Annotated in this window: 19 protein-coding genes; 17 read left to right on the forward strand and 2 right to left on the reverse strand. The window is 53.3% G+C overall.

The genetic code is table 11. The features are described from left to right. The first annotated feature begins 163 nt into the window (after positions 1 to 163). The 5 genes from anmK (at position 164) to pdxY (ending at position 4,856) form a co-directional block, all read left to right on the forward strand. Positions 164 to 1,276, forward strand: a complete 1,113-nt coding sequence (anmK, locus tag JFY74_09765; protein ID QQG30277.1) for an anhydro-N-acetylmuramic acid kinase — start codon at positions 164 to 166, stop codon at positions 1,274 to 1,276. Between the two features lie 96 nt (positions 1,277 to 1,372). Beyond that, positions 1,373 to 1,690, forward strand: a complete 318-nt coding sequence (locus JFY74_09770; protein QQG30278.1) for an MliC family protein — start codon at positions 1,373 to 1,375, stop codon at positions 1,688 to 1,690. A gap of 136 nt (positions 1,691 to 1,826) precedes the next feature. Continuing rightward, positions 1,827 to 2,480, forward strand: coding sequence for a pyridoxamine 5'-phosphate oxidase (pdxH, locus tag JFY74_09775; protein ID QQG30506.1), 654 nt, complete (start codon positions 1,827 to 1,829; stop codon positions 2,478 to 2,480). A 153-nt stretch (positions 2,481 to 2,633) separates the two neighbouring features. Then, positions 2,634 to 3,911 (forward strand): tyrosine--tRNA ligase, encoded by a 1,278-nt coding sequence (gene tyrS, locus JFY74_09780; protein ID QQG30279.1) that lies wholly within the window; start codon positions 2,634 to 2,636, stop codon positions 3,909 to 3,911. A gap of 84 nt (positions 3,912 to 3,995) precedes the next feature. Then, the gene (gene pdxY, locus JFY74_09785) at positions 3,996 to 4,856 is read left to right on the forward strand and encodes a pyridoxal kinase PdxY (GenBank protein ID QQG30280.1); all 861 of its coding nucleotides are present in this window, start codon (positions 3,996 to 3,998) and stop codon (positions 4,854 to 4,856) included. 38 nt (positions 4,857 to 4,894) lie between these two features. Here the strand turns inward: pdxY and gstA are convergent, their stop codons facing one another. After that, positions 4,895 to 5,503, reverse strand: coding sequence for a glutathione transferase GstA (gstA, locus tag JFY74_09790; protein QQG30281.1), 609 nt, complete (start codon positions 5,501 to 5,503; stop codon positions 4,895 to 4,897). Positions 5,504 to 6,357: 854 nt separating this feature from the next. Here gstA and JFY74_09795 point away from each other — a divergent pair. From JFY74_09795 to JFY74_09805, 3 genes are all read left to right on the forward strand, one after another. Continuing rightward, positions 6,358 to 7,656 (forward strand): dicarboxylate/amino acid:cation symporter, encoded by a 1,299-nt coding sequence (locus tag JFY74_09795; GenBank protein QQG30282.1) that lies wholly within the window; start codon positions 6,358 to 6,360, stop codon positions 7,654 to 7,656. A gap of 288 nt (positions 7,657 to 7,944) precedes the next feature. Then, positions 7,945 to 10,617 (forward strand): aconitate hydratase AcnA, encoded by a 2,673-nt coding sequence (acnA, locus tag JFY74_09800; protein QQG30283.1) that lies wholly within the window; start codon positions 7,945 to 7,947, stop codon positions 10,615 to 10,617. A 304-nt stretch (positions 10,618 to 10,921) separates the two neighbouring features. Then, on the forward strand, positions 10,922 to 12,556 hold the full coding sequence (locus tag JFY74_09805; protein ID QQG30284.1) for an oligopeptide ABC transporter substrate-binding protein OppA: 1,635 nt from the start codon (positions 10,922 to 10,924) through the stop codon (positions 12,554 to 12,556). A gap of 72 nt (positions 12,557 to 12,628) precedes the next feature. Here JFY74_09805 and ribA read toward each other — a convergent pair whose 3' ends face one another. Then, positions 12,629 to 13,222, reverse strand: coding sequence for a GTP cyclohydrolase II (gene ribA, locus JFY74_09810; protein ID QQG30285.1), 594 nt, complete (start codon positions 13,220 to 13,222; stop codon positions 12,629 to 12,631). A 313-nt stretch (positions 13,223 to 13,535) separates the two neighbouring features. On the opposite strand from ribA, the gene pgpB reads away from it, so the two are divergent. From pgpB to JFY74_09855, 9 genes are all read left to right on the forward strand, one after another. Beyond that, positions 13,536 to 14,312 carry a phosphatidylglycerophosphatase B gene (gene pgpB / locus JFY74_09815; GenBank protein QQG30286.1) on the forward strand — a complete coding sequence of 259 codons (777 nt, stop codon included), beginning with the start codon at positions 13,536 to 13,538 and terminating at the stop codon, positions 14,310 to 14,312. Between the two features lie 327 nt (positions 14,313 to 14,639). Continuing rightward, complete coding sequence (locus tag JFY74_09820) at positions 14,640 to 15,581, forward strand: D-ribose ABC transporter substrate-binding protein (protein ID QQG30287.1); 942 nt, start codon at positions 14,640 to 14,642, stop codon at positions 15,579 to 15,581. A 44-nt stretch (positions 15,582 to 15,625) separates the two neighbouring features. Then, positions 15,626 to 16,258: a DUF2291 domain-containing protein gene (locus tag JFY74_09825; GenBank protein ID QQG30288.1), complete on the forward strand. Its 633-nt coding sequence runs from the start codon at positions 15,626 to 15,628 to the stop codon at positions 16,256 to 16,258. Beyond that, positions 16,258 to 17,811 (forward strand): sugar ABC transporter ATP-binding protein, encoded by a 1,554-nt coding sequence (locus JFY74_09830; GenBank protein QQG30507.1) that lies wholly within the window; start codon positions 16,258 to 16,260, stop codon positions 17,809 to 17,811. Before JFY74_09825 ends, JFY74_09830 begins: the two co-directional genes overlap by 1 nt. Position 17,812: 1 nt before the next feature. Then, a complete protein-coding gene (locus JFY74_09835) occupies positions 17,813 to 18,910 on the forward strand; it encodes an ABC transporter permease (protein ID QQG30289.1) in 1,098 nt (365 codons plus the stop codon). A gap of 170 nt (positions 18,911 to 19,080) precedes the next feature. After that, positions 19,081 to 19,911 (forward strand): transketolase, encoded by an 831-nt coding sequence (locus JFY74_09840; GenBank protein QQG30290.1) that lies wholly within the window; start codon positions 19,081 to 19,083, stop codon positions 19,909 to 19,911. Then, positions 19,904 to 20,848 (forward strand): transketolase family protein, encoded by a 945-nt coding sequence (locus JFY74_09845; GenBank protein ID QQG30291.1) that lies wholly within the window; start codon positions 19,904 to 19,906, stop codon positions 20,846 to 20,848. Before JFY74_09840 ends, JFY74_09845 begins: the two co-directional genes overlap by 8 nt. 2 nt (positions 20,849 to 20,850) lie before the next feature. Further along, complete coding sequence (locus JFY74_09850; protein ID QQG30292.1) at positions 20,851 to 22,341, forward strand: FGGY-family carbohydrate kinase; 1,491 nt, start codon at positions 20,851 to 20,853, stop codon at positions 22,339 to 22,341. 116 nt (positions 22,342 to 22,457) lie between these two features. Beyond that, complete coding sequence (locus JFY74_09855) at positions 22,458 to 23,456, forward strand: sugar phosphate isomerase/epimerase (protein ID QQG30293.1); 999 nt, start codon at positions 22,458 to 22,460, stop codon at positions 23,454 to 23,456. The last annotated feature ends 4 nt before the right edge of the window (positions 23,457 to 23,460 follow it).

Below are 23,460 nucleotides of genomic sequence, written 5' to 3' on the forward strand. Positions count from 1 at the left end.
TGTAGCAAATTTTGTCAAAAGCTCATTTTTGGTTAAAACCTAACCCGTGTTGCAAAAACACAAAAAATTTAATAATTCAGCGTGTTAACGTGCTACTTTTATTTTCGACTTAACAATTGTTAATAGTATTCTCTTTTTATCCCACAGGATCAAAGGCTATATAATGAAGTCAGGCAGATATATTGGCGTAATGTCCGGCACCAGCCTGGATGGTGTGGATGTTGTGCTCGCCGCGATTGATGAACATACGGTTGCTCAACAGGCCAGCTACTGCCACCCGATACCGCATGACATCAGAATGGCCATCCTGGGGATGTGTCAGGGGCAGGCGGTGACGCTATCGGCGCTGGGGCAGTTGGATACACGTTTGGGTATCTTGTTTGCTGAGGCCGTGCTGGCTCTGCTTAAAGAGACGGAATTGGGGGCTCAGGATATTACGGCGATTGGCTGTCACGGGCAGACTGTCTGGCATGAACCCACGGGTGATACACCCTGCACGTTGCAGATAGGTGATAATAACCGTGTAGCTGCATTGACGGGCATTACGACCGTGGGGGATTTTCGCCGCCGTGATTTGGCTTATGGCGGGCAGGGTGCTCCACTGGTGCCATCATTTCACCATGCCTTGCTGCTGCATCCTGTCGAACGACGTATCGTGCTCAACATTGGAGGCATCGCCAATCTGTCTTTGCTGGTGCCGGGGGCGCCCGTGCGCGGCTATGATACAGGCCCCGGGAATATGCTGTTGGATACTTGGATCTGGCGGCACTGCGCGCAACCGTATGATAAAGATGCCGTGTGGGCGATGAGCGGTCAGATAAATCCGCTATTGCTACGCCGAATGTTGACCGATCCTTATTTTGCGTTGCGAGCGCCCAAAAGCACCGGACGTGAGTATTTCAATCTGGGCTGGCTGGAAAGAATGCTGGTTGGCCTGCCGCCGATAGCGCCGCAGGATGTTCAGGCGACGCTGGTTGAGTTAACGGCTATGAGCATTGCTGAACAGGCGCTGTTGGTCGGTGGATGCGAACGCTTACTGGTTTGTGGCGGTGGCGCACGTAATCCGCTTATTATGGCGCGTCTTTCGGCACTGCTGCCGGGCATCGAAGTCAGCACGACGGATGAATGTGGCGTGAGCGGCGATGATATGGAAGCGCTAGCCTTCGCCTGGCTGGCATCACGTACACTATCGGGACTGCCAGGCAATCTGCCTTCCGTCACGGGAGCGAGCCAGAAAACGGTGTTAGGCGCGATTTATCCGGTCAACGTAGATTAATCAGATTTTGCCGAGAGACTCATGGTTGTCCTCTTGTTAAACTTAAATGCGCGGCAGCGTTAGTTGCCGCCATCGACAAGAATGACAGGAGAAAAAATGAAACGATTGCTGACGGGGACAGCGCTCATTCTGCTGAGTGGATGCAGCTATTTGGACCATAAACAGATGGTGGAAACGCTGCATTATCAATGTGGCATGATGCCGCTAACTGTGACGCTACAGCAGAGCGGCGAAACGCCTTCGCAGGTGAGTTTCCTGCTGGACGGCGAACGTCTGACTCTCCCTCAGGTGGTATCTGCTTCTGGCGTTCGATACAGCAATGACACCTACACATTCTGGAGCAAAGGCGATCACGCATTTATCCAACGTGGTGAACGGGTTATCATAGACGACTGCGTGTTGGCACCGAGGTAACTACGTCGCACGGTCGCGGTGTTACTGCCGATTGCGATTTTTCGGGTACGGGAGCAAAATGGGATTTTCGCCCGCTTCTGGCCCGACATTGCGACAGCAGGATATTATGACTCAGGAACGTTCCCCCTCTGACGGTATGCCTCTTATTCAACCCGCCGATATCGCCGACATCCGCCGTGAATACACGCGTGGCGGGCTTCGCCGTAGCGATCTTCCCGCTAATCCACTGGATTTATTTGAACGCTGGCTGAAGCAGGCCTGCGACGCGAAACTGGCCGATCCTACCGCGATGTCCGTCGCGACCGTGGATGAATATGGGCAGCCTTACCAGCGTATCGTTCTGCTGAAACACTATGATGAGAAAGGCATGGTGTTTTATACCAATATGGGCAGCCGCAAAGCCCATCATCTGGAAAACAATCCACGTATCAGTCTGCTGTTCCCTTGGCATATGCTGGAGCGGCAGGTAATCGTGCTGGGACGCGTAGAGAAGCTGCCAGCGCTTGAGGTGCTGAAATATTTCCACAGCCGCCCGAAAGACAGCCAGATTGGCGCGTGGGTATCAAAGCAGTCCAGCCGGATTTCAGCGCGTGGCGTGCTGGAAAGCAAATTTTTGGAGTTGAAGCAAAAATTCCAGAATGGCGAAGTGCCTTTGCCGAGCTTCTGGGGCGGCTTCCGCGTCGTTATCGATTCTGTCGAGTTTTGGCAGGGCGGCGAACACCGCCTGCATGACCGATTTTTCTACCAGCGGCAGGACGAGGGCTGGCAGATCGATCGTTTAGCGCCTTAATCGCGAAATATCCGTGTTAAACGCTGGCGCTCCTATCATCAGCACTTTATCCTATGAGGTTTCGCGTTGACTGAGCATTGCGCATCTCTCACGGCATTGTGCGTAAACCTAATGGGAACGTAACGGCCTATTTTTATAAAAATGGAGTTATCGATGGCGAGTAGTAACCTGATTAAACAATTGCAAGAGCGGGGCTTGATTGCCCAGGTGACGGATGAGGAAGCGTTAGCAGAGCGGCTGGCGCAAGGGCCAATTGCACTGTATTGCGGTTTTGATCCCACCGCCGACAGCTTGCATTTGGGGCATCTGGTGCCGCTGCTCTGCCTGAAACGTTTCCAACTGTCTGGCCACAAGCCGGTTGCGCTGGTTGGCGGTGCCACGGGGCTGATCGGTGACCCAAGCTTTAAAGCCACCGAGCGTAAGCTGAACACGGCTGAAACCGTGGGTGAGTGGGTAGAGAAAATTCGTCGTCAGGTTTCTCCATTCCTGGATTTTGACTGCGGCAAAAACAGCGCGATCGCCGCCAATAACTACGATTGGTTCGGCAATATGAACGTGTTGGATTTCCTGCGTGATATCGGCAAACACTTCTCCGTTAATCAGATGATTAGCAAAGAAGCCGTCAAACAGCGTTTAAACCGTGATGACGTCGGTATTTCGTTCACCGAGTTTTCTTACAACCTGTTGCAGGGATACGACTTTGCCTCGCTGAACAAGCAGCATGATGTCGAACTGCAAATCGGTGGCTCTGACCAATGGGGTAATATCACGTCCGGTATCGACTTGACGCGCCGCATGAACCAGAAACAGGTTTACGGTTTGACCGTACCGCTGATCACCAAATCTGATGGGACGAAATTCGGTAAAACGGAAGGCGGCGCAATCTGGTTAGATGCCAGCAAGACCAGTCCTTACAAATTCTACCAATTCTGGATCAACACGGCAGATGCCGATGTGTACCGCTTCCTGAAATTCTTCACGTTCATGAGCCTCGAAGACATCGATGCGCTGGAAGAAGAAGACAAAAACAGCGGCAAGGCTCCACGCGCGCAGTACGTGCTGGCGGAAGAAGTGACCCGTATGGTGCACGGTGAAGCGGGTCTGGAAGCGGCTCGTCGTATTACACAAAGCCTATTCTCTGGCGCATTGCAGGATATGACACAGGACGATTTTGCGCAGTTGGCGCAGGATGGTATGCCGATTATCGAACTGGAAAACGGTGCTGATTTACAACAGGCGCTGGTCAGTGCTGAGCTAGTACCGTCACGCGGTCAGGCCCGTACGATGATCGCTTCGAATGCGGTAACCATTAACGGCGAAAAACAGGCCGATCCTGAATACACTTTCAGCGATTCCGACCGTCTGTTTGATCGCTACACCTTGCTGCGTCGTGGCAAAAAGCACTACTGCCTGATCTGCTGGAAAGCATAAGCATCACCGATAAGGGAGCGTCAGCTCCCTTTCTTCTTGTAAGTTGAGGCGCACAGGCGCTGGCAAGGATTTGAGTCATAGCTAATGAAAAATATACTTTCCATCCAATCACATGTCGTTTTTGGTCATGCCGGTAACAGCGCGGCAGAGTTTCCGATGCGTCGGATGGGCGCAAACGTTTGGCCGTTGAATACGGTGCAGTTCTCTAACCATACCCAATACGGTCACTGGACGGGGTGTGTGATGCCAGCCAGCCACCTGACCGACGTGGTGCAGGGAATTGCGAACATCGACAAACTGAAGACCTGTAATGCGGTGTTGAGCGGCTATATCGGCTCCGCCGAGCAAGGGGAACATATTCTGGGTATTGTTCGTCAGGTGAAAGCGGCTAATCCTGATGCGCTGTATTTTTGCGATCCAGTGATGGGTACGCCGGAGAAAGGTTGTATCGTTGCGCCCGGCGTGTCTGATTTCCACTGCCAGCAGTCGCTGCTAGCGGCCGACATTATTGCGCCGAATCTGCCTGAACTGGAACTGCTGGGCGGTTGTACCGTGCATAACGTGACGGAAGCCGTAGAGACTGCGCGTGCGCTGTGTGCAAAAGGGCCAAAAATCGTTCTGGTGAAGCACCTTAGCCGAGCGGCCACGCGTGAAGATAGCTTTGAAATGCTGCTGGTGACGCCGACGGATGCCTGGCACATCAGCCGCCCGCTGGTAGAGTTTGAACGTCAACCAGTAGGCGTGGGCGATTTGACCAGTGGATTACTGTTGGTGAACTTGCTGAAGGGTGTAGCGTTGGATAAAGCCTTGGAGCACACCACGGCGGCGGTCTATGAAGTCATGCTGGTGACGAAAGAGATGAATGAGTATGAGCTACAGCTGGTTGCGGCTCAGGATGGGATTGCTAATCCGCGTCATCACTTCCAGGCGATTCGCCTGTCGTAAAACGTATAACGCCCCGAATACCGGGGCGTTATTGCATGTTAGCCTTTCAACCTTTCAACCTTAAGCGCGGTAACGACGGAAGGGCGCTCGGCAATATGGTCGAGGTAAGCCGCCAGCGCAGGGTAGCGGAACATATCCAGTTTTAGCGACTGCGCCCAGCGCATTACGGTAAACAGATACGCATCGGCGATACTGAAGCGGTTGGCGACCAGATAGTTCTGTTCACTTAACACCAGATTGATATAACGGAATTTGACCTGCAAATACTCCATCAGTAGCTCTTTATACGTTTCCGGCGTACCAGGACGGAAGAGCGGCGTAAACGTTTTGTGCAGTTCCGCAGAGATGTAATTCAGCCATTCGAGTGTATGGTAGCGCGCCATGCTGCCGGTAGGAGCGATAAGGTTACAGTGTGGAACCAGATCGGCAATGTACTCGGCGATAGCGACACCTTCAGTCAGAACAGACCCGTCATCTAGCTCTAACGCGGGCACCATCCCTTTCGGGTTGATGAACGTATAGTCGGTGCCACGCTCTGTCTTTTTCGTGCGCAGATTGACCTTCTCCAGCTTGAATTCCAATTTGGATTCGATCAAAACAATGTGTGTAAAAAGAGAACTGCTTTCAGCTTTGTAAAACAGTTTCATGGAAACCCCTTCCTATTATTATTTTTCCATCAACACATGCGCTGATGATTGTTGAATAACGACATGTCGTTTTTTTACAACAAAACGTAACGGGAGAGTGTGAGGCCTCTTGCAAAATACTCCTTATGTATGATTTCCGCGTGAAATTTTGGCGATTTTTGCGGTGCAAAACCAAATTTTTATACGTCATTCCGGGGTGATCTTGCTGATTTTAACGAAGACGATTGATAAAGCTATATAGCATGTGACCTAGGCCGCTTTTGGCTGGGGTAGAAACAGCAGCGTTACGGATTGTGAGGACAACTTCTGGGCGCGATAGGCAGAGGGGAGAAAGGATAGGTCTGGGAGGCGTTTTTCGACGCATGATTTATAGCGGTTAATTAATCATTACTAAATCTCTTGATAAGAAAAATTTCATTAGTGACTGATTTCGTATTTTTCATGATACCGTCGATTTAAGTTATTCCCCATGGTTAGCGTCTAATGGATATTTAAAAGAAAAATAGGAAAAGGTATGAAGGGGAACTATTTCAAAGTGAAGTTGATTACACTACCCCTTTATTTATCGCATGTAATAAAGGAGGGGTAGTTATGTCAAAAGGTTTCCGTAGCGCGTACGCAATATTAATGCATGGCGATATTTCAAATTATACGTTACGTCTCGTCGACATTTCTTCCATCACGGATAGAAAAGTCAATATGCTTCCCGAGTAACTATTATCATCACATCAAGACACAGAGAATACGCCGAAAAAAATCGGATAAGCCATAAGTTGCTTACGCCAGTGCGTTAGGCAGCTCATGTTTGCTAATAATGCGTATTGTCTGATTCTATTCATTATCATGAGGTTACTATGAAAAAGAACAGGTTATTGTTTTTTATAGCCTTGGCTATTCTTCTTGGGATTATTGTCGGCGGGGCCTGTCATGCTTTATTAACGGCGCAGGAAGCCAAAGAGGTCGTATCCTACTTTAATTTAGTGACCGATGTTTTTCTGCGCCTGATAAAAATGATCATTGCGCCATTGGTCTTCGCCACATTGGTCTCCGGCCTTGCTAGCATGGGGAATTCTTCTTCTGTCGGCCGAATAGGGCTGAAGGCGATGGTGTGGTTTATTTGTTCTTCCGTGGTTTCCCTTTTTATTGGCATGATGTTAGCCAATATCTTCGAGCCAGGCGTTGGAATGAATCTCGCCATTCCCAGTACGCCAATAGCGGTAGAGACCGGTGTGAATACCGGTGGATTTACACTGAAAAGTTTCATTGCCCATATATTTCCACGCAGCATCGTCGAAGCGATGGCGAATAACGAAATATTGCAGATTTTGGTGTTCTCTATGTTCTTCGGTTCCGCGCTGGCTTTTGTGAAAGGCCAGAATAAACATGCCGTCACGATGGAATCGATGATAGAGGAACTGGCGAAAGTGATGTTCCGAGTGACGGACTATGTCATGCGGTTGGCGCCTCTTGCAGTATTTTCCTCGCTGGCGTCGTCTATTACGACCGAAGGCCTAGGGCTGCTCCTCGACTTTGGCAAGGTGATTGGCGAGTTCTACCTTGGGCTGGCGTTGCTATGGGGACTTATGTTCGGGGCTGGCGCGCTGTTCCTCGGTAAGAAAGCAACCTGGGGCCTGATCAAACTGCTGCGCGAACCCAGTATGCTGGCATTTGCCACCGCCAGTAGCGAAGCGGCTTACCCGAAAACGATGGAAGCGCTGAGCGAATTCGGCGTTCCCAAAAAAATCACCAGCTTTGTACTCCCGTTGGGGTATTCCTTTAACCTTGTCGGCTCCATGATCTATCAGGCTTTCGCCATTCTGTTTATCGCGCAGGCTTACAATATCCATTTAAGCCTGACGGAGCAGACCCTGATTTTGCTGACGCTGATGATCACCAGTAAAGGTATGGCCGGCGTGGCACGTGCCGCGGTCGTGGTGGTCGCTGCCACCTTACCGATGTTCAGCTTACCCGAAGCGGGCATTTTACTGATTATTGGTATCGATCAGTTCCTGGATATGGGCCGCACGGCGACCAATGTGATTGGTAACGGTATGGCGACCGCTGTTGTTGCTAAACTGGAACGAAACCATGATCTGGAAGAGCAAGACCATGCCGACGAAGAAGCACCTGTGATGGCAGCCGGCAATGTCTAAATTAACGTCAGGTTAATGCACTGAGACAGACGGCCTTCGGGCCGTTTTTCTTTCCTCTCCTCGCTTTCTGCCATACGTTACCGTGACTGTTTTCCATTCTACTCGCGTTTATTCTGATTTGCCTCTTTTCAATAGATAACGGCTATCGCTGCGTTCATATGGTCTTGTTGCAAAAACGTTATTTTTTGTTTGTGTTATCTTTAAATAAGACCGCAAGCTCAGGCTGGTTATTCATTAATCAATCGCCCGATGCAGAATAACGAATAGCAAGTTAATTTGGGAGGAAGCATGTCATCACACCTTCGCAACACTTGTCTGGACACACTGACGGTACAGAAGCAGATTTACCATTATTACAGCCTGCCGAAGGCGGCGAAAACGCTTGGCAACATCGATAAATTACCGAAGTCGCTCAAGGTGCTACTGGAGAATTTATTGCGTCATCAGGACGGCGACACGGTAGAGCAGGACGATCTTCAGGCGGTCGTGGACTGGTTGAAAACGGGTCACGTTGACCGGGAAATTGCCTATCGTCCCGCGCGTGTGTTGATGCAGGACTTTACCGGCGTGCCTGCCGTGGTCGATCTGGCGGCAATGCGAGCGGCGGTGAAACGGCTGGGCGGCGATGTGAATAAGGTTAACCCACTGTCGCCAGTCGATCTGGTTATCGACCACTCGGTGACGGTTGACCACTTCGGCGATCGCCAGGCGCTCACGGATAACACGCAGCTCGAAATGGCGCGTAACCGTGAGCGTTATGAGTTTTTGCGCTGGGGACAAAATGCCTTTAGCTACTTTAGCGTCGTGCCACCGGGAACCGGGATTTGCCATCAGGTGAATCTGGAGTATCTCGCCAAGGCCATCTGGTACGAAAAGCAGGGCGACAAACAGTTTGCTTATCCTGATACGCTAGTAGGAACCGATTCGCATACCACGATGATTAACGGTTTAGGCGTGCTCGGCTGGGGCGTCGGCGGGATAGAGGCTGAGGCAGCGATGCTGGGGCAGCCTGTTTCGATGCTGATCCCTGACGTGGTCGGCGTCAAGCTAAGCGGTAAGATGCGCGAAGGGATCACGGCAACCGATCTGGTACTGACGGTTACGCAGATGCTGCGTAAACACGGTGTGGTCGGTAAGTTTGTGGAATTTTACGGTGATGGATTGGATTCGCTGCCGCTGGCGGATCGTGCGACCATCGCCAACATGGCACCGGAATATGGTGCCACCTGTGGCTTCTTCCCTATCGACCAAATCACGCTGGATTACATGCGCTTGACCAACCGTGCAGAAGAACAAATTGCGCTGGTGGAAGCCTACAGTAAGCAGCAGGGGCTGTGGCGTAATGCGGGTGATGAACCGGTATTTACCAGCCAGCTTGCACTGGATTTGGCGACGGTGGAAACCAGTCTGGCAGGGCCGAAACGCCCGCAGGATCGTGTGCCTTTAGCTGGCGTGCCAGAAGCCTTTAAAGCCAGCCGGGAACTGGAAGTTAGCACGGTGAAAAACCGTTCGGACTATGAAGAATTCACGCTGGAAGGCGAAACGCACCGTTTACAGCAGGGTGCCGTCGTGATCGCCGCGATCACGTCCTGCACCAATACCTCCAACCCGAGCGTGCTGATGACGGCCGGACTGCTGGCAAAAAATGCCGTCGAGCGCGGTCTGAAAACCAAGCCGTGGGTTAAGACCTCGCTGGCACCGGGCTCGCGGGTTGTAACGGATTACTATGCCAAAGCGGGATTGACGCCGTTCCTCGACGAACTGGGGTTCAATCTGGTGGGCTACGGCTGTACTACCTGTATCGGTAACTCCGGCCCGCTGCCGGATGCGATTGAAGCGGCGATAAAAGAAGGCGATCTGACAGTCGGCGCCGTGCTGTCAGGCAACCGCAACTTTGAAGGCCGTATTCATCCTCTGGTGAAGACGAACTGGCTGGCGTCGCCGCCGCTGGTGGTCGCGTACGCGCTGGCGGGGAATATGAACGTCGATCTGACGCAAGAACCGTTGGGTGAAGATCGTGACGGGAAAGCCGTCTACCTGAAAGATATCTGGCCGTCGACCAAAGCGGTGGCGGATGCAGTATTGAACGTCAGCGCGGGCATGTTCCACAAACAGTATGCCGCCGTGTTTGAAGGCACGCAGGAGTGGCAAGATATCGAGGTCGACGACAATCCTACCTATCAATGGCCGGAAGAATCGACCTATATCCGCCAGACGCCTTTCTTCCTGGATATGGGGAAAGAGCCCGAGCCGATTCAGGATATCCACAATGCGCGCATTCTGGCGATGCTGGGCGATTCGGTCACTACTGACCATATCTCACCGGCAGGTAACATCAAGCGCGATAGTCCGGCAGGAAAATATTTGCTGGAGCGCGGCGTCGAAACGGCGGAATTCAACTCTTATGGTTCACGGCGCGGTAACCACGAAGTGATGATGCGCGGGACGTTTGCCAACATCCGTATCCGTAATGAAATGGTGCCCGGTAAAGAGGGCGGCTATACCCGCCATATCCCGTCGCAGAATGAGATGACGATCTATGATGCGGCGATGCGCTACAAGGACGACAATGTCCCGCTGGCGCTGTTTGCCGGGAAAGAGTACGGCTCCGGCTCCAGCCGTGACTGGGCCGCGAAAGGCCCGCGCTTGCTGGGGGTTCGCGTGGTGATTGCCGAATCGTTCGAACGTATTCACCGTTCTAACCTGATCGGGATGGGGATTCTGCCGCTGGAATTTCCTGACGGCGTGACGCGTAAAACGCTGAAACTCACCGGGGACGAGCAGATTTCAATTACGGGATTAAATCAGCTGACGCCGGGGGCAACGGTCGAGGTGAGCATCACTGATGCTGATGGCAATACGCAGACGATCAAGACCCGCTGCCGCATCGACACCCGAAACGAACTGACCTACTACCAGAACGACGGCATTCTGCACTACGTTATCCGCAATATGCTGTAGCACTACTTTCTCTCTGAGCCCTGCCGCGCTGGTGCATGCTTTCCTCCGCACCAGCGCACGTTTTCCCACATTAAACTCTCGTATCCTCAGGCGAATTATGGTTAGGTTGTAGTGATGCTAACTACATGGGGAATAAGTAAAAATTATTGCCCAGCCATGTCCTCATCGTTCAGGTTGCAAGACAACACGCCGTCGTCTTTACTCGGTGCCGCGTGGACTTTCCATGAGCAAGCTCCAGACGAGACGAGCGAGGCACTATTGCCAATGTAGCTTGAAGGATGACAGAGATATAACAGGAGGTTATATGAATGAGTTGATCAAAAAACGCTTTAAACATTCGCTGCTGCTTCTCACGCTGTGTGCAACAGGGGCGATGACATCGGCTTTTGCGGCACAGGTTCCTGCAGGGACTGCGCTGGCGGAAAAGCAAGAGCTGGTGCGAGGCAATGGGTCAGAACCTGCCTCGTTGGACCCGCATAAGGTGGAAAGCGATGTCGAAGGTCACATTATCAATGACTTCTTCGATAATCTGGTACGTGTGGGCGATGACGGTACCATTCAGCCGCGATTGGCCGAGCGCTGGGATAATAAAGACAATACGGTGTGGACATTCCACCTGCGGCCTGATGCCAAATGGTCCGATGGTTCACCAATTACTGCTGACGATGTGGTTTACAGCTGGCGACGCCTTAGCGACCCTAAAACACTGTCGCCTTACGGCACCTACGTTGCCAGTATGTATGTGAAGAACGCGGCGGATATTCTGGCGGGCAAGAAAGCGCCGGATTCGCTGGGCGTGAAAGCGCTGGATAGCCACACGGTTGAGGTCACGCTGGAACACCCGCTGTCGTATTTCCTGGAAATGTCGGCGTACCATATTCTGGTCCCGCTGCCGAAAGCGGTTCTCGAAAAACACCCTGATAACTGGACGCAGGTCGGAAATTTCGTCAGCAGCGGCCCCTATACGCTCAGCGAATGGGTGGTTAACGAACGTATCGTCGGCAAGCGCAATAGCCAGTATTGGGATAATGCGCATACCGTCATTAACAAAATGACGTATCTGCCGATCAGCTCGCAGGCGGCGGAGCTGAATCGCTATAAATCCGGCGAGATTGACATCACGGGGCTGCTGTCGCCAGTTCAATTTGCATCGCTGAAAAAAGAGTATCCACAGGAGGTGAAAGTCTCGCCGCTGCTGGCTACCTATTTCTATCGCTTCAATATGAAAAAAGCCCCTTTTGACGACCCACGTGTCCGCCGCGCACTGGATCTCAGTTTGGATAAAAATATCATCGCAAACAACGTACTCGGTATGGGGCAGACACCCGCTTACAGCTTGATTCCCAAAAATGTAAGCGGCTTCCAGCGCAAGGAGCCTGAGTGGGCAAACTGGACACAGCAACAGCGTAATGAGGAAGCGAAGAAACTGTTGAAAGAGGCTGGGTTTGATGACAAGCATCCGCTGAAACTCAACCTGCTTTACAACACCTCCGAATCGCATTTACGCGTGGCGATTGCCGCCAGTTCAATGTGGAAAAAGAATCTTGGGTTGGAAGTGACGCTGCAAAATCAGGAATGGAAAACGATGCTGGATACCGTACGTACCGGTAACTTTGAGGTGGTCAGACAGTCCTGGACGGGGGATTACAATGAAGCCAGTACGTTCTTGAATACGCTGGAAACGAATGACAGCAACAACAACGGTAAATTCAGTAATGCACAGTATGATGCGTTGTTGAAAAAAGCGCTGACGGTGAAGGATAAGCAGGAGAAAGAGGCGATTTATCAACAGGCCTCGGATATTTTAGATAGCAATGTTCCATTACTGCCCATCTACTACTATGTCCAGCCGCAGATGGTTAAGACCTACATCGGTGGTTTTTCCCCCAACGTGCGTGGTGATTATTACACGCAAGATATGTACATCCTCAAGCACTGATCCCAATAAAACAGCCGGTTAAAAACCGGCTGTGAGCATTGAAAGAAACGATCCTGACGCGAAACGGGATCGTTACTTCATATCCAGCAGGTGCCCCATTTTGGCGGCTTTGGTCGCCAGATAGTTCTCATTCTTCGGGTTGCGCCCGACGATTAATGGCACGCGCTCAACGATATTAATGCCTGCTTCGTTGAGTATTTTCACTTTCTGCGGGTTATTGGTCAGCAGGCGAACTTCATCAACATCCAGCAGCTTGAACATGTCAGCGCACAGCGTGAAATCACGCTCGTCGGCGGCGAACCCAAGCTGATGGTTAGCTTCTACCGTATCGGCACCCAGGTCCTGCAACGCATAAGCGCGGATTTTATTGAGCAACCCGATATTACGGCCTTCCTGACGATGGTATAACAGCACGCCGCGACCTTCTTCGGCGATGTGGCCCAAGGCGGCCTCAAGCTGGAAACCACAGTCACAGCGCAGGCTAAACAAGGCATCTCCTGTCAGGCACTCGGAATGCACGCGAGCAAGTACGGGAACTGAACCGGAAATATCACCATAGACCAATGCAAGGTGATCGTGACCCGTGGCGATTTCTTCAAAACCCACCATCAGAAAATCGCCCCACGGGGTGGGTAACTTGGCTTCCGCCACCCGTTTTAGCTGCATACTTTTCTCCAAAAAATCTTTATCCAAAAAGCTGTGTCCAAAAACGCTGTGTCCCAAAACAAAAGTGCTGAGGCGAATCCTACTGCTGCCTATCGCGCTTGACCAGCAAAAAAGCCTGCTTAAGAACATCACAAAAATTGAATTACAACGTGGCCTTACCGCCGTCTGGTTTCAGGTTCGTTGACAGAACTGAGCGCTATTTTACGCCATACTGACAGTCAGTGTCGGATTTTTTGATAGAATTGTGAAAGTTTTGTTGCAAAGCATCATACTGAATTATGGGAAGAAACTATCTGCATTATGGGAAGAGACTATGTACGAAATTGCCAAACGAACTACCATTGGTGCCGCGCTATTACTGATTATGCCCATGATTATCTGGATGAGCGGTTGGCAGTGGCAACCGGAGTACGACGGACTCTGGTTACGCGTACTCTTCTGGATTACAGAAACGGTGACATCGCCGTGGGGCATTCTGACCAGCATCGTGCTAAGTCTCTGGTTTCTCTGGTGCCTGCGTTTTCGTCTTAAGCCCGCGCTCGGTCTACTGGTCATCATGGCGATTACGGTGCTGATTGGGCAGGGAATCAAATCGGTGATTAAAGAGTGGGTACAGGAATCACGGCCCTATGTCGTCTGGCTGGAGAAAAATCATCAGGTGGACGATAGCTATTTCTACTCGCTGCCGCGCAAGGAGCGTTCGGAACTGGTGAAAACGCAATTGCAGGACCAAACGCAGATTCCACAGTGGCTGCGCAGCCACTGGCAGTTTGAAACTGGCTTTGCTTTCCCTTCTGGTCACACCATGTTTGCCGCAACCTGGGCGCTGCTGGGCGTTGGGCTGCTGTGGGCGCGTCGGCATTATAAAACGGTGGTGATCCTGATGCTGTGGGCCAGCGGCGTGATGGGCAGCCGTCTGGTACTTGGCATGCATTGGCCGCAGGATTTGGTGGTGGCGACGTTAATTAGCTGGCTGCTGGTGGTGGTGGCCAGTTGGCTGGCACAGCGTTGGTGCGGCCCGCTCTCGCTCCAGTATGAAGAAATCAAAGAGCAGGCGGAGGAGGATGCCGCCGAAAATAAATCCTCGTAGCCCTTGAGTTATTGTTCCCGTTGTAGGTTGTACGCCATAGATAATCCCCTGTAGCACGTACCCTGCGGATGGCATTCGTCATCCGCATTTTTTATGTCGGAACTTCTTGTCCGTCACCCTGTGGGCCGTTGCTGACGCAACGTTAAAAATTTCTCCTGTCTCTGTTTCTTCTCGATTCTCACCGCTATCGCCTCGCGCAAAATGTAAACAATTTGTGAGCTGCTTCGCTATTCCTGTTTTTGCTGTTGGACAATTTTTCGGTTGGTTGTAAAACTCCATTTGAATGTTAATTCAATATTGAATATATATTCAAACAGGAGAATAACAATGAAACCTTACCGTCTGAAATCCTCCCTGCTGGCTATCATGTTTTCCTTTTCTGCCGGTGCGTTTGCCGCAGATAACGGGTTGATCGCCATTATTACCCCTTCACACGACAACCCGTTTTTTAAAGCGGAAGCCGAAGGCGCCAGAACCAAAGCTATCGAACTTGGCTACACCACGCTGGTGGCGTCGCATGACGATGACGTCAGCAAACAAAATCAACTGATTGAAACCGCCATTGCCCGTAAGGCGAAAGCCATCATTCTGGATAATGCCGGGGCCGATGCCACCATTGGCCCGTTGAAAAAGGCGAAAGCCGCCGGTATTCCCGCTTTCCTGATCGACCGGGAAATCAATGAAACCGGCGTGGCCGTGGCGCAGATCGTTTCCAATAACTATCAGGGCGCGCAGCTCGGTGCGGAGAAATTCGTCGAGCTAATGGGGCAGAAAGGCAAGTACGTCGAGCTGATTGGCCGCGAGTCAGACACCAATGCGCACGTCCGTTCTCAGGGCTACCACGATGTGATCGACCAATATAGCGACATGAAGCGAGTCGCCAGACAAACGGCGAACTGGAGCCAGACGGAAGCCTTTACCCGTATGGAAGCCATCTTGCAGGCAAACCCTGATATCACCGGCGTGATTTCCGGCAACGACACCATGGCGCTGGGGGCCGAAGCGGCGCTGAAAGCGGCGGGGCGTCACGACGTGATTGTGGTGGGCTTTGACGGCAGCGACTACGTGCGTGATTCCATTATCAATAAAGGCAATATCAAGGCCACGGTGCTGCAACCCGGCTGGCAACAGGCGCAGATGGCAGTTGAACAGGCGGATTACTACCTGAAGAACGGCAAGGCACAGCACGAAGAAAAACAGCTGATGGACTGCATTCTGATCGACGAATCTAACGCGACCAAACTCAACACCTTTGCGTTGAAACCGTAATTAAGGCGACAGGAGCGTAAGCTCCTGCTGATAGAGGAGTCGTTATGCTGTTCGATGAACGATATCGCGCCTGCTGGGTTGGGCTCTGCGCCTTGCTGCTATCCGCCTGTACGGTGGTCGATCTGGATGAGAACGGTAAGCCGATCATTCCGGTCGACCCAGCTTCTGTGCCGGGCTATAGCACCATGACGCCAGAGAACATCGCGACAGCGCTGTGGCAGCCACAGCTGTTGCCAGCAGCGCAGCAGCAGGCATTGTCCTGGGATGAGGTTAAGCAAACGCAGGCAGCACTGGAGGATTCAGCGCGTAAAGCTGTCTACGCACGGCTTCAGGGCACGGTCAGTGGGATTGATCGGGAAAGTCGTGAAGGGAAATTGATGCTTGATGTGCAAGGTGACGCCGTCACGCTTCAATTAGGGCCCATCGTTAAAGGCAATGCCATCCGCGATGCCGCTGGGTTTATTCGCTTTGATGACTTCAAAAATCAGGTTCAGTTTGCCCAACTGGCCCGCGCGCTGAATAACAAAGCACTGGCATCGTTGCCGGAGCTGGATGCGGGCATGCAGGGTAAGCCCGTTAACGTCCTGGCGGCGCTGGTGGTGACCAAACAGGGCATCAGCGAGGCGGTACCGATGACGTTAAACCTGACCGAAACGCGTAGCGGAGGGGCGAAATGATGGAAAAACCAGACGTCTTGCTACAGCCAAACGCAGTGAACCGACCCGATATCGTCATGGCGACCCGCGGCATCACCATGCTGTTTCCCGGCACCAAAGCACTGGATAACGTCGATTACAACGTTTATCGCGGCAAGGTCAACGTGATCATTGGTGAAAACGGGGCGGGTAAATCGACGCTGATGAAGATTCTGGCCGGCGTGCAGCAGCCGACCTCCGGCCAGATTTTGCTGAATGGCGAAGCGGTACGTATAGCAGATACCCGCGATGCGGCAGCGAAAGGCATCGGCATGGTGCATCAGGAACTTAACCTGTCCGAGAACCTGAGCGTGGCGGAGAACATCTTCCTGGGACGGGAGCTGCAAAAGGGCGTTGCGCCTATCGATTATCTGGCGCAGGAGCGTATTGCGGCGGAATTGATGGCGCGTCTCGATCAGGATATTTCGCCGCGCACCGAAGTCGCCAGCCTGAAAGTCGGCCAGCAACAATTGGTGGAAATTGCTAAAGCGCTAGCGGATCAGGCTGACATTCTGATTCTGGACGAACCGACCTCCGCGCTAAGCAAAACCGAAGTAGAGATTCTGTTTCGCGTGATCCGCGAGCTGACTCGACAGAATGTTTCCATCATCTACATTTCGCACCGGCTGGAAGAGCTGATGGCGATTGGTGACTACATCACCATCCTGCGCGACGGGTGTTTTCAGGCGGAAGCTGCGGTCAGCGATATCGACGTGCTGTGGATCGTGCGGGAAATGCTCGGCGGTGACCCTGTCACCAGCTTCCTGCATCCGGGCAGAACGTTCGGCGCGCCGATATTGGAAGCGGAACACCTTACCAGTCTCAACGATGCCGGGCATCAGGTGGTTAATGATGTGTCGCTGATGGTGCGTGAAGGGGAAATTGTCGGCATTTACGGGCTGATGGGCGCGGGACGCACCGAACTCTTTGAGTGTCTGCTGGGTATTCAGAATGATTATCTGGGCAAGATTTATCTCGATAGCAAACCGGTGAATCCGCGTCTTTCTACCGCGCAGCGCATTCGTATGGGCATGAGTCTGGTGCCGGAAGATCGCAAAAAAACCGGCATCTTTCCACTCTCATCAGTGGCCTCCAATCTCACCATCGCCAGCCTGTGGCGGCGGCTGACATACGGCATGGCGATCTTCCAGCGCCAGGAGCAGGAAGTGGTTGCCAGCACGATTGGACAGTTGGCGATCAAAGTGTCTTCGCCCGACGTCGAAATTCAGGCACTCAGCGGTGGCAACCAGCAAAAAGTGGTGATTGGTCGCTCGTTGCTGACCAGCCCCAAAGTGCTGTTACTGGACGAGCCAACGCGGGGCATTGATGTCGGTGCCAAGGCCGATGTGTTTGAAATGATGGTTGGGCTGTCCGAACAGGGCATCGGCGTGCTGTTTTCTACCTCGGATCTGAAAGAAATTATGGCGGTATCGGACCGCATTTTGGTGATGTCGAATGGCAAACTGACGGCGAATATTTCGCGTCAAGCGGCCAGCGAGTCGGCATTGGTTTCGGCAAGTGCACAAGGGTTCTGACATGAAAACGACTCACCTTCCGGCGGCGTCAGGCGCGCTATCACCGGGTAAGTTTGTACGCTCACGAGAGAGCATCCTGCTATTGATTCTCAGGCTGCGCACGTTTATCGCGCTGTTCCTGATTTTGGGGTTCTTTGCCTTCACGGTGCCCGGGTTTTTGGCGACGGGTAGCCTGATCATCATGGTGAAGCACATTGCCATCAATGCGTTTCTGGCGCTGGGGATCACGTTTGTCATCATCACCGCGGGGATTGATCTGTCGATCGGCGCCACGCTGGGGCTGTGCGGCATGGTGGCGGGCTACATGATTACTCAGGGAATTGTGCTGCCGATGTTCGGCGTCGCGATTTTCCCCAGCGTGTGGGTCATCGTGCCTGTCGTGCTGCTGATTGGCGCGCTCATCGGGGCTATCAACGGTTGGATCATCACGCGGTATAACGTTGCGCCTTTTATTTGCACGCTCGGGACGATGTACATCGTGCGTGGGGCATCAATGCTGATTTCCGGCGGGGAGACGTTCCCCGGCTTGGGCGGTAACCCGCAATTGGGCAACACCGGCTTTGAGCTGATTGGCTCCGCTACGATCCTGGGGCTACCGCTGGCTATCTGGCTGATGCTGGTGCTGGCCGTGGTGATTGCCTACGTGGCGCGCCGCCTGCCGTTCGGCCGTCATGTCTATGCCATTGGTGACAACGAACGTGCCGCTGAACTTTCCGGCGTCAAAGTGCGTCAGGTCAAAGTCTGGGTCTACACCATTTCCGGCTTCTGTGCGGCTATCGCGGGCATCGTGGTGTCCTCTCAACTGGTCGCCAGCCATCCGGCAACCGGCACCGCCTTTGAAATGAACGCGATCGCTGCCGTGGTACTCGGCGGAACGTCATTGGCGGGCGGGCGCGGCACGATTCTGGGCACGCTGATTGGCGCGTTTGTTATCGGGATTCTTGCCGACGGGCTGGTGATGATGGGCGTGAGTGAATTCTGGCAGATGGTGATTAAAGGTATCGTCATCATTGTGGCGGTGATTATCGACCAGATGCAAAACCGGATGCAGCACAAGGCCGCCATTGTGTCACAAAAGGCCGCGGCGGAAGGAACCTAGTTAATGAAGGTACACAGGCACGTGGTTAATTAAGCGTAACTAGCACGGGGCGTTGAGTCGCGGCGGGATTGATGTCGGTAGGTATACCGAGGCCCGATTTGAACGCAATTTTTTTTGATTTGATGTGAATAAATATTCGTTTTTGAGTAAAAATTCAAGCGAGGTGAAGTATGAATCCGTACGCATTGTCGGTGGAGGCGCTGACGCACAAAGCCCGCGCCATTCGTCGCCGCATTATTCATCTGAATGCCAATAGCCCGGCTGGCGGGCACACGGGCGCCGATCTGTCACAGGTTGAGATTCTGACGGCGCTGTATTTTCGCATTCTTAACTGTGCGCCGGAGCGCCTTCAGGATCCGCAGCGGGATATTTACATCCAGTCAAAAGGCCATGCGGTTGGCGGCTATTACTGCTGCCTGGCGGAAGCGGGCTATTTCCCAGAAGCGTGGCTGGCAACCTATCAGCACCCCGATTCGCATTTGCCGGGGCATCCGGTTAAGCACAAGACGCCGGGGATTGAACTGAACACCGGTGCGCTGGGGCACGGGCTGCCGGTTGCCGTCGGTATTGCGCTGGCGGCGAAGCGCGATAACAGCCCGCGCCGGGTGTTCGTTCTGACGGGCGATGGTGAGCTGGCGGAAGGCAGCAACTGGGAAGCGGCGCTAGCGGCAGCGCATTACCAACTGGATAACCTGATCATCATCAATGACAAGAACAAGCTGCAACTGGCAGGGCCGACGAGTTCCATCATGAACACCGATCCGCTGGCGGAGAAGTGGCAGGCTTTTGGTTTAGCGGTCACGGAATGCGCGGGCAATGACATGCGTTCAGTGGTCGAAACGCTGGAGAATCTGCCGCGCAACGGCAAGCCGAACGTGGTGATTGCGAATACGGAGAAAGGCGCGGGCGTGTCGTTTATTCAGGGGCGGGCTGAATGGCATCACCGGGTGCCGAAAGGCGAGGAAATTGCACTGGCGCTGGAGGAATTAAAAGATGAGTAACGCAGAACATCTGGCAACCGTCATGGTCGAGCAGTTCATTAAGGCCGTCGAACAGGGGATTGATTTAGTCCCGGTGTTGGCGGATTCAAGCTCAACGGCGAAGATTTCGCCTTTCATACAGCGTTTTCCTGACCGTATTGTCAACGTGGGGATTGCAGAACAAACCATGGTGGGGACGGCGGTAGGGCTGTCTATCGGTGGCAAGATTGCAGTGACCTGTAACGCAGCCCCGTTTTTGATCTCCCGCGCGAATGAACAGCTCAAAGTCGACGTCTGTTACAACAACAGCAACGTCAAACTGTTTGGGCTGAATGCGGGCTGTAGCTATGGTCCGCTCGCCAGCACGCACCACAGTATTGACGACATCGCGGTGCTGAGAGGGTTTGGCAATATTGAGATCTACGCGCCGTCCAGCCCGGAAGAGTGCCGTCAGATTATCGATTATGCGCTTGAACATCAGGGGCCAGTCTATATCCGCCTTGATGGGAAACCGCTGCCTGCCTTGCACGATGAGCAGTACCGCTTTGTGCCGGGGCAGATCGATGTGCTGCGCAAAGGTCGCGATATCACGCTGGTCGGGCTGGGGTCGACCGTGCATGAAATTGTGATGGCTGCTGAATTATTAGCAGAAAAAGGACTTTCCGCTACGGTGGTTAATCTTTCCTCTATCCGCCCGTGCAATACTCAGCAATTGCTTGAAATTCTGAGTGAAACACCTCGAGTCATCACAGTCGAGGAACATAACGTCAACGGCGGTGCAGGCAGTCTGGTAGCGGAAGTGCTGGCGGAAGCGGGCAGCGGAATTCCTCTTGTGCGGTTGGGAATTCCCGATGGTCAATACGCGATTGCCGCCGATCGGAGCGCGATGCGAGCGCATCACGGGCTGGACGCGACGGGCATTGTCAACGCGGCACTGCGTCTTTGCCCGGGAGGCTGATGATGTTTACGCCAGTTATTTTGGCAATCGATGAAGGGACGACGAACGCTAAAGCGATTGCCGTCGATGAGCGGGGGCGCATTCTGGCTAAAGCGGCGGTCGCTTTGCAGGTGACGCACCCGCAGCCGGGCAGAGCCGAGCAGGATGCGATGGCGATCTGGCGTGCGGTTTGTCAGGCGGCAGAAGCCTGCCTGTCGTCATTACACCGGGTTCAGGTGGTGGGGGTGGCGATCAGTAATCAGCGCGAGTCGGTGCTGATTTGGGACAGGCGAACCGGAAAGCCGCTGACGCCGTTGGTCAGTTGGCAAGATCGTCGCGCGGAGAAATTCTGTCAGGCCTTGCAGGGCAGTGCGGAGGCGCGCCTGATTGAATCCCGCACCGGGCTACAGGTTGATCCACTTTTTCCCGCCGCCAAACTTCATGCCATGCTGGCGGAATTGCCGGACGGCGTATCCCGCGCGATGCAGGGGGAACTGTGCATCGGAACGGTGGATTGCTGGCTTAACTGGCAGTTTAGCGGCGGGCGAGCGTATTCCACCGACTATTCCAACGCGGCGAGAACCCAGTTGTTTAATATCCACCGTGGCTGCTGGGATGAGGATCTGCTGGCGCTGTTCGGCATTCCCAGCGTCTGTCTGCCCGCCGTCACGCCGTCCTCGGCGTTACACGGTCACACCGGCGTGACGGGCATCAGTGGACTTGCCGCTGGTGTACCGATTGTGGCGTTGATTGGTGATTCCCATGCAGCGCTGTACGGTCAGGGCATTACTCAAAGCGGTGAAATCAAGGCGACATACGGCACCGGTTCGTCGCTGATGACCACCATCAACACGCCACATCAACAGGCTGAAGGGCTTAGCACCACGATTGCCTGGCACGATGGTGAAGTGCGCTACGCACTGGAAGGCAACATTACCCACACGGGGTCGGGATTTGCCTGGATTGGTCAGATGCTGGGCATCCCTTCTGTTACGCAACTGACCGAACTGGCGCTCAGTGCTGAGTCTAATCAGGACGTTTTCTTTGTTCCTGCGTTATCTGGGCTGGGCGCGCCTTATTGGGATGTGCAAGCGCGTGGCCTGCTGTGCGGCCTATGCGATGCCACCACACCCGCCATCATCGCCCGTGCTGGGCTGGAAGCTATCGCGTATCAGATTGCCGATGTCTTTTTCGCGATGGAGCAGGCGTCGCAGGCCGCGTTACCCGCGCTGCGCGTCGACGGCGGCGCGACACAAAACCGCTGGCTGATGCAGTTTCAGGCCGATCTCTTGCAACGCCCATTGATTCGCAACCATAACGCGGAAGTGTCGGCGCTGGGTGCCGCTTATCTGGGCGGAAAAATGCTGGGGTGGTGGGAACACAGCGAACAGATTGCCGCGTTGCCCAGAGAAGTTGAGATCATCGAGCCGTCGACGACAAACCACGCCATTTTGGAAAGCTATCAACAGTGGCGAACGGCGGTGGCGCGTGCGCGTCTGCGGCCTGAGCCATAACCATTTTTAACCGTAAGACATTTTTAGCAGTAAAAAATGTTAGCAGTAAGAACCTATCCGATACGAAAGAAAAGATAAGCAGCTCAACACCATTACAAATCAATGAGGTGACTTTTATGGCAACGTATACCTATCCAGAATTTGGTGCCGGTTTGTGGCATTTTGCGAATTATATCGACCGCTATGCTGTTGACGGTTACGGCCCAGCATTGAGCACGATCGATCAGATCAAAGCGGCGAAAGAGGTTGGCGAACTTTCTTATGTCGACTTGCCTTATCCCTTCACGCCGGGCGTGACGCTCAGTGAAGTGAAAGATGCGCTGAAAGATGCGGGACTGAAGGCGATTGGCATCACGCCGGAAATTTATCTGCAAAAATGGTCGCGCGGTGCGTTTACCAATCCCGATCCGGCGGCTCGAGCGGCGGCGTTTGAATTAATGCACGAATCTGCCGGTATTGTGCGTGAACTGGGTGCGAATTACGTCAAAGTCTGGCCGGGTCAGGATGGCTGGGATTATCCATTCCAGGTCAGCCATAAAAACCTGTGGAAGCTGGCGGTTGATGGCATGCGCGATCTGGCTGGCGCTAACCCTGATGTGAAATTCGCTATCGAGTACAAGCCGCGTGAACCGCGCGTGAAAATGACCTGGGATTCTGCTGCGCGAACGCTGCTGGGCATTGAGGATATCGGGTTGGATAACGTGGGCGTGCTGCTGGACTTCGGGCATGCGCTGTATGGCGGCGAATCCCCAGCCGATTCTGCCCAGTTGATTATCGATCGCGGCCGGCTGTTCGGCATGGATGTGAACGATAACCTGCGCGGCTGGGATGACGATCTGGTGGTTGGCACCGTGCATATGACCGAGATCTTCGAATTCTTCTACGTGCTGAAAATCAACAACTGGCAGGGCGTCTGGCAGCTCGATCAGTTCCCGTTCCGTGAGAACCACGTTGAGGCGGCACAGCTGTCTATCCGCTTCCTGAAACACATCTATCGCGCGCTAGAGAAGCTGGATATCCCGGCGCTTCAGGCGGCACAGGAAGCACAAAACCCGTTACAGGCGCAGCGGATTGTGCAGGATGCGCTGCTGTCATCCATTAACGTTAGCGAGTAATCCC

The sequence above is a fragment of the Pectobacterium carotovorum genome (assembly GCA_016415585.1).
GTDB lineage: Bacteria > Pseudomonadota > Gammaproteobacteria > Enterobacterales > Enterobacteriaceae > Pectobacterium > Pectobacterium carotovorum_K.

Bases quoted from the DNA above. Each gene is read 5' to 3' on its own strand.
- JFY74_09805 (QQG30284.1), top strand. From the start codon at position 10,922: ATGAATGAGTTGATCAAAAAACGCTTTAAACATTCGCTGCTGCTTCTC.
- JFY74_09855 (QQG30293.1), top strand. From the start codon at position 22,458: ATGGCAACGTATACCTATCCAGAATTTGGTGCCGGTTTGTGGCATTTT.
- pdxH (QQG30506.1), top strand. From the start codon at position 1,827: ATGCCTCTTATTCAACCCGCCGATATCGCCGACATCCGCCGTGAATAC.
- JFY74_09825 (QQG30288.1), top strand. From the start codon at position 15,626: ATGCTGTTCGATGAACGATATCGCGCCTGCTGGGTTGGGCTCTGCGCC.
- JFY74_09795 (QQG30282.1), top strand. From the start codon at position 6,358: ATGAAAAAGAACAGGTTATTGTTTTTTATAGCCTTGGCTATTCTTCTT.
- JFY74_09840 (QQG30290.1), top strand. From the start codon at position 19,081: ATGAATCCGTACGCATTGTCGGTGGAGGCGCTGACGCACAAAGCCCGC.
- JFY74_09845 (QQG30291.1), top strand. From the start codon at position 19,904: ATGAGTAACGCAGAACATCTGGCAACCGTCATGGTCGAGCAGTTCATT.
- pdxY (QQG30280.1), top strand. From the start codon at position 3,996: ATGAAAAATATACTTTCCATCCAATCACATGTCGTTTTTGGTCATGCC.
- JFY74_09770 (QQG30278.1), top strand. From the start codon at position 1,373: ATGAAACGATTGCTGACGGGGACAGCGCTCATTCTGCTGAGTGGATGC.
- anmK (QQG30277.1), top strand. From the start codon at position 164: ATGAAGTCAGGCAGATATATTGGCGTAATGTCCGGCACCAGCCTGGAT.
- gstA (QQG30281.1), bottom strand. From the start codon at position 5,503: ATGAAACTGTTTTACAAAGCTGAAAGCAGTTCTCTTTTTACACACATT.
- acnA (QQG30283.1), top strand. From the start codon at position 7,945: ATGTCATCACACCTTCGCAACACTTGTCTGGACACACTGACGGTACAG.
- JFY74_09830 (QQG30507.1), top strand. From the start codon at position 16,258: ATGGAAAAACCAGACGTCTTGCTACAGCCAAACGCAGTGAACCGACCC.
- ribA (QQG30285.1), bottom strand. From the start codon at position 13,222: ATGCAGCTAAAACGGGTGGCGGAAGCCAAGTTACCCACCCCGTGGGGC.
- JFY74_09850 (QQG30292.1), top strand. From the start codon at position 20,851: ATGTTTACGCCAGTTATTTTGGCAATCGATGAAGGGACGACGAACGCT.
- pgpB (QQG30286.1), top strand. From the start codon at position 13,536: ATGTACGAAATTGCCAAACGAACTACCATTGGTGCCGCGCTATTACTG.
- tyrS (QQG30279.1), top strand. From the start codon at position 2,634: ATGGCGAGTAGTAACCTGATTAAACAATTGCAAGAGCGGGGCTTGATT.
- JFY74_09835 (QQG30289.1), top strand. From the start codon at position 17,813: ATGAAAACGACTCACCTTCCGGCGGCGTCAGGCGCGCTATCACCGGGT.
- JFY74_09820 (QQG30287.1), top strand. From the start codon at position 14,640: ATGAAACCTTACCGTCTGAAATCCTCCCTGCTGGCTATCATGTTTTCC.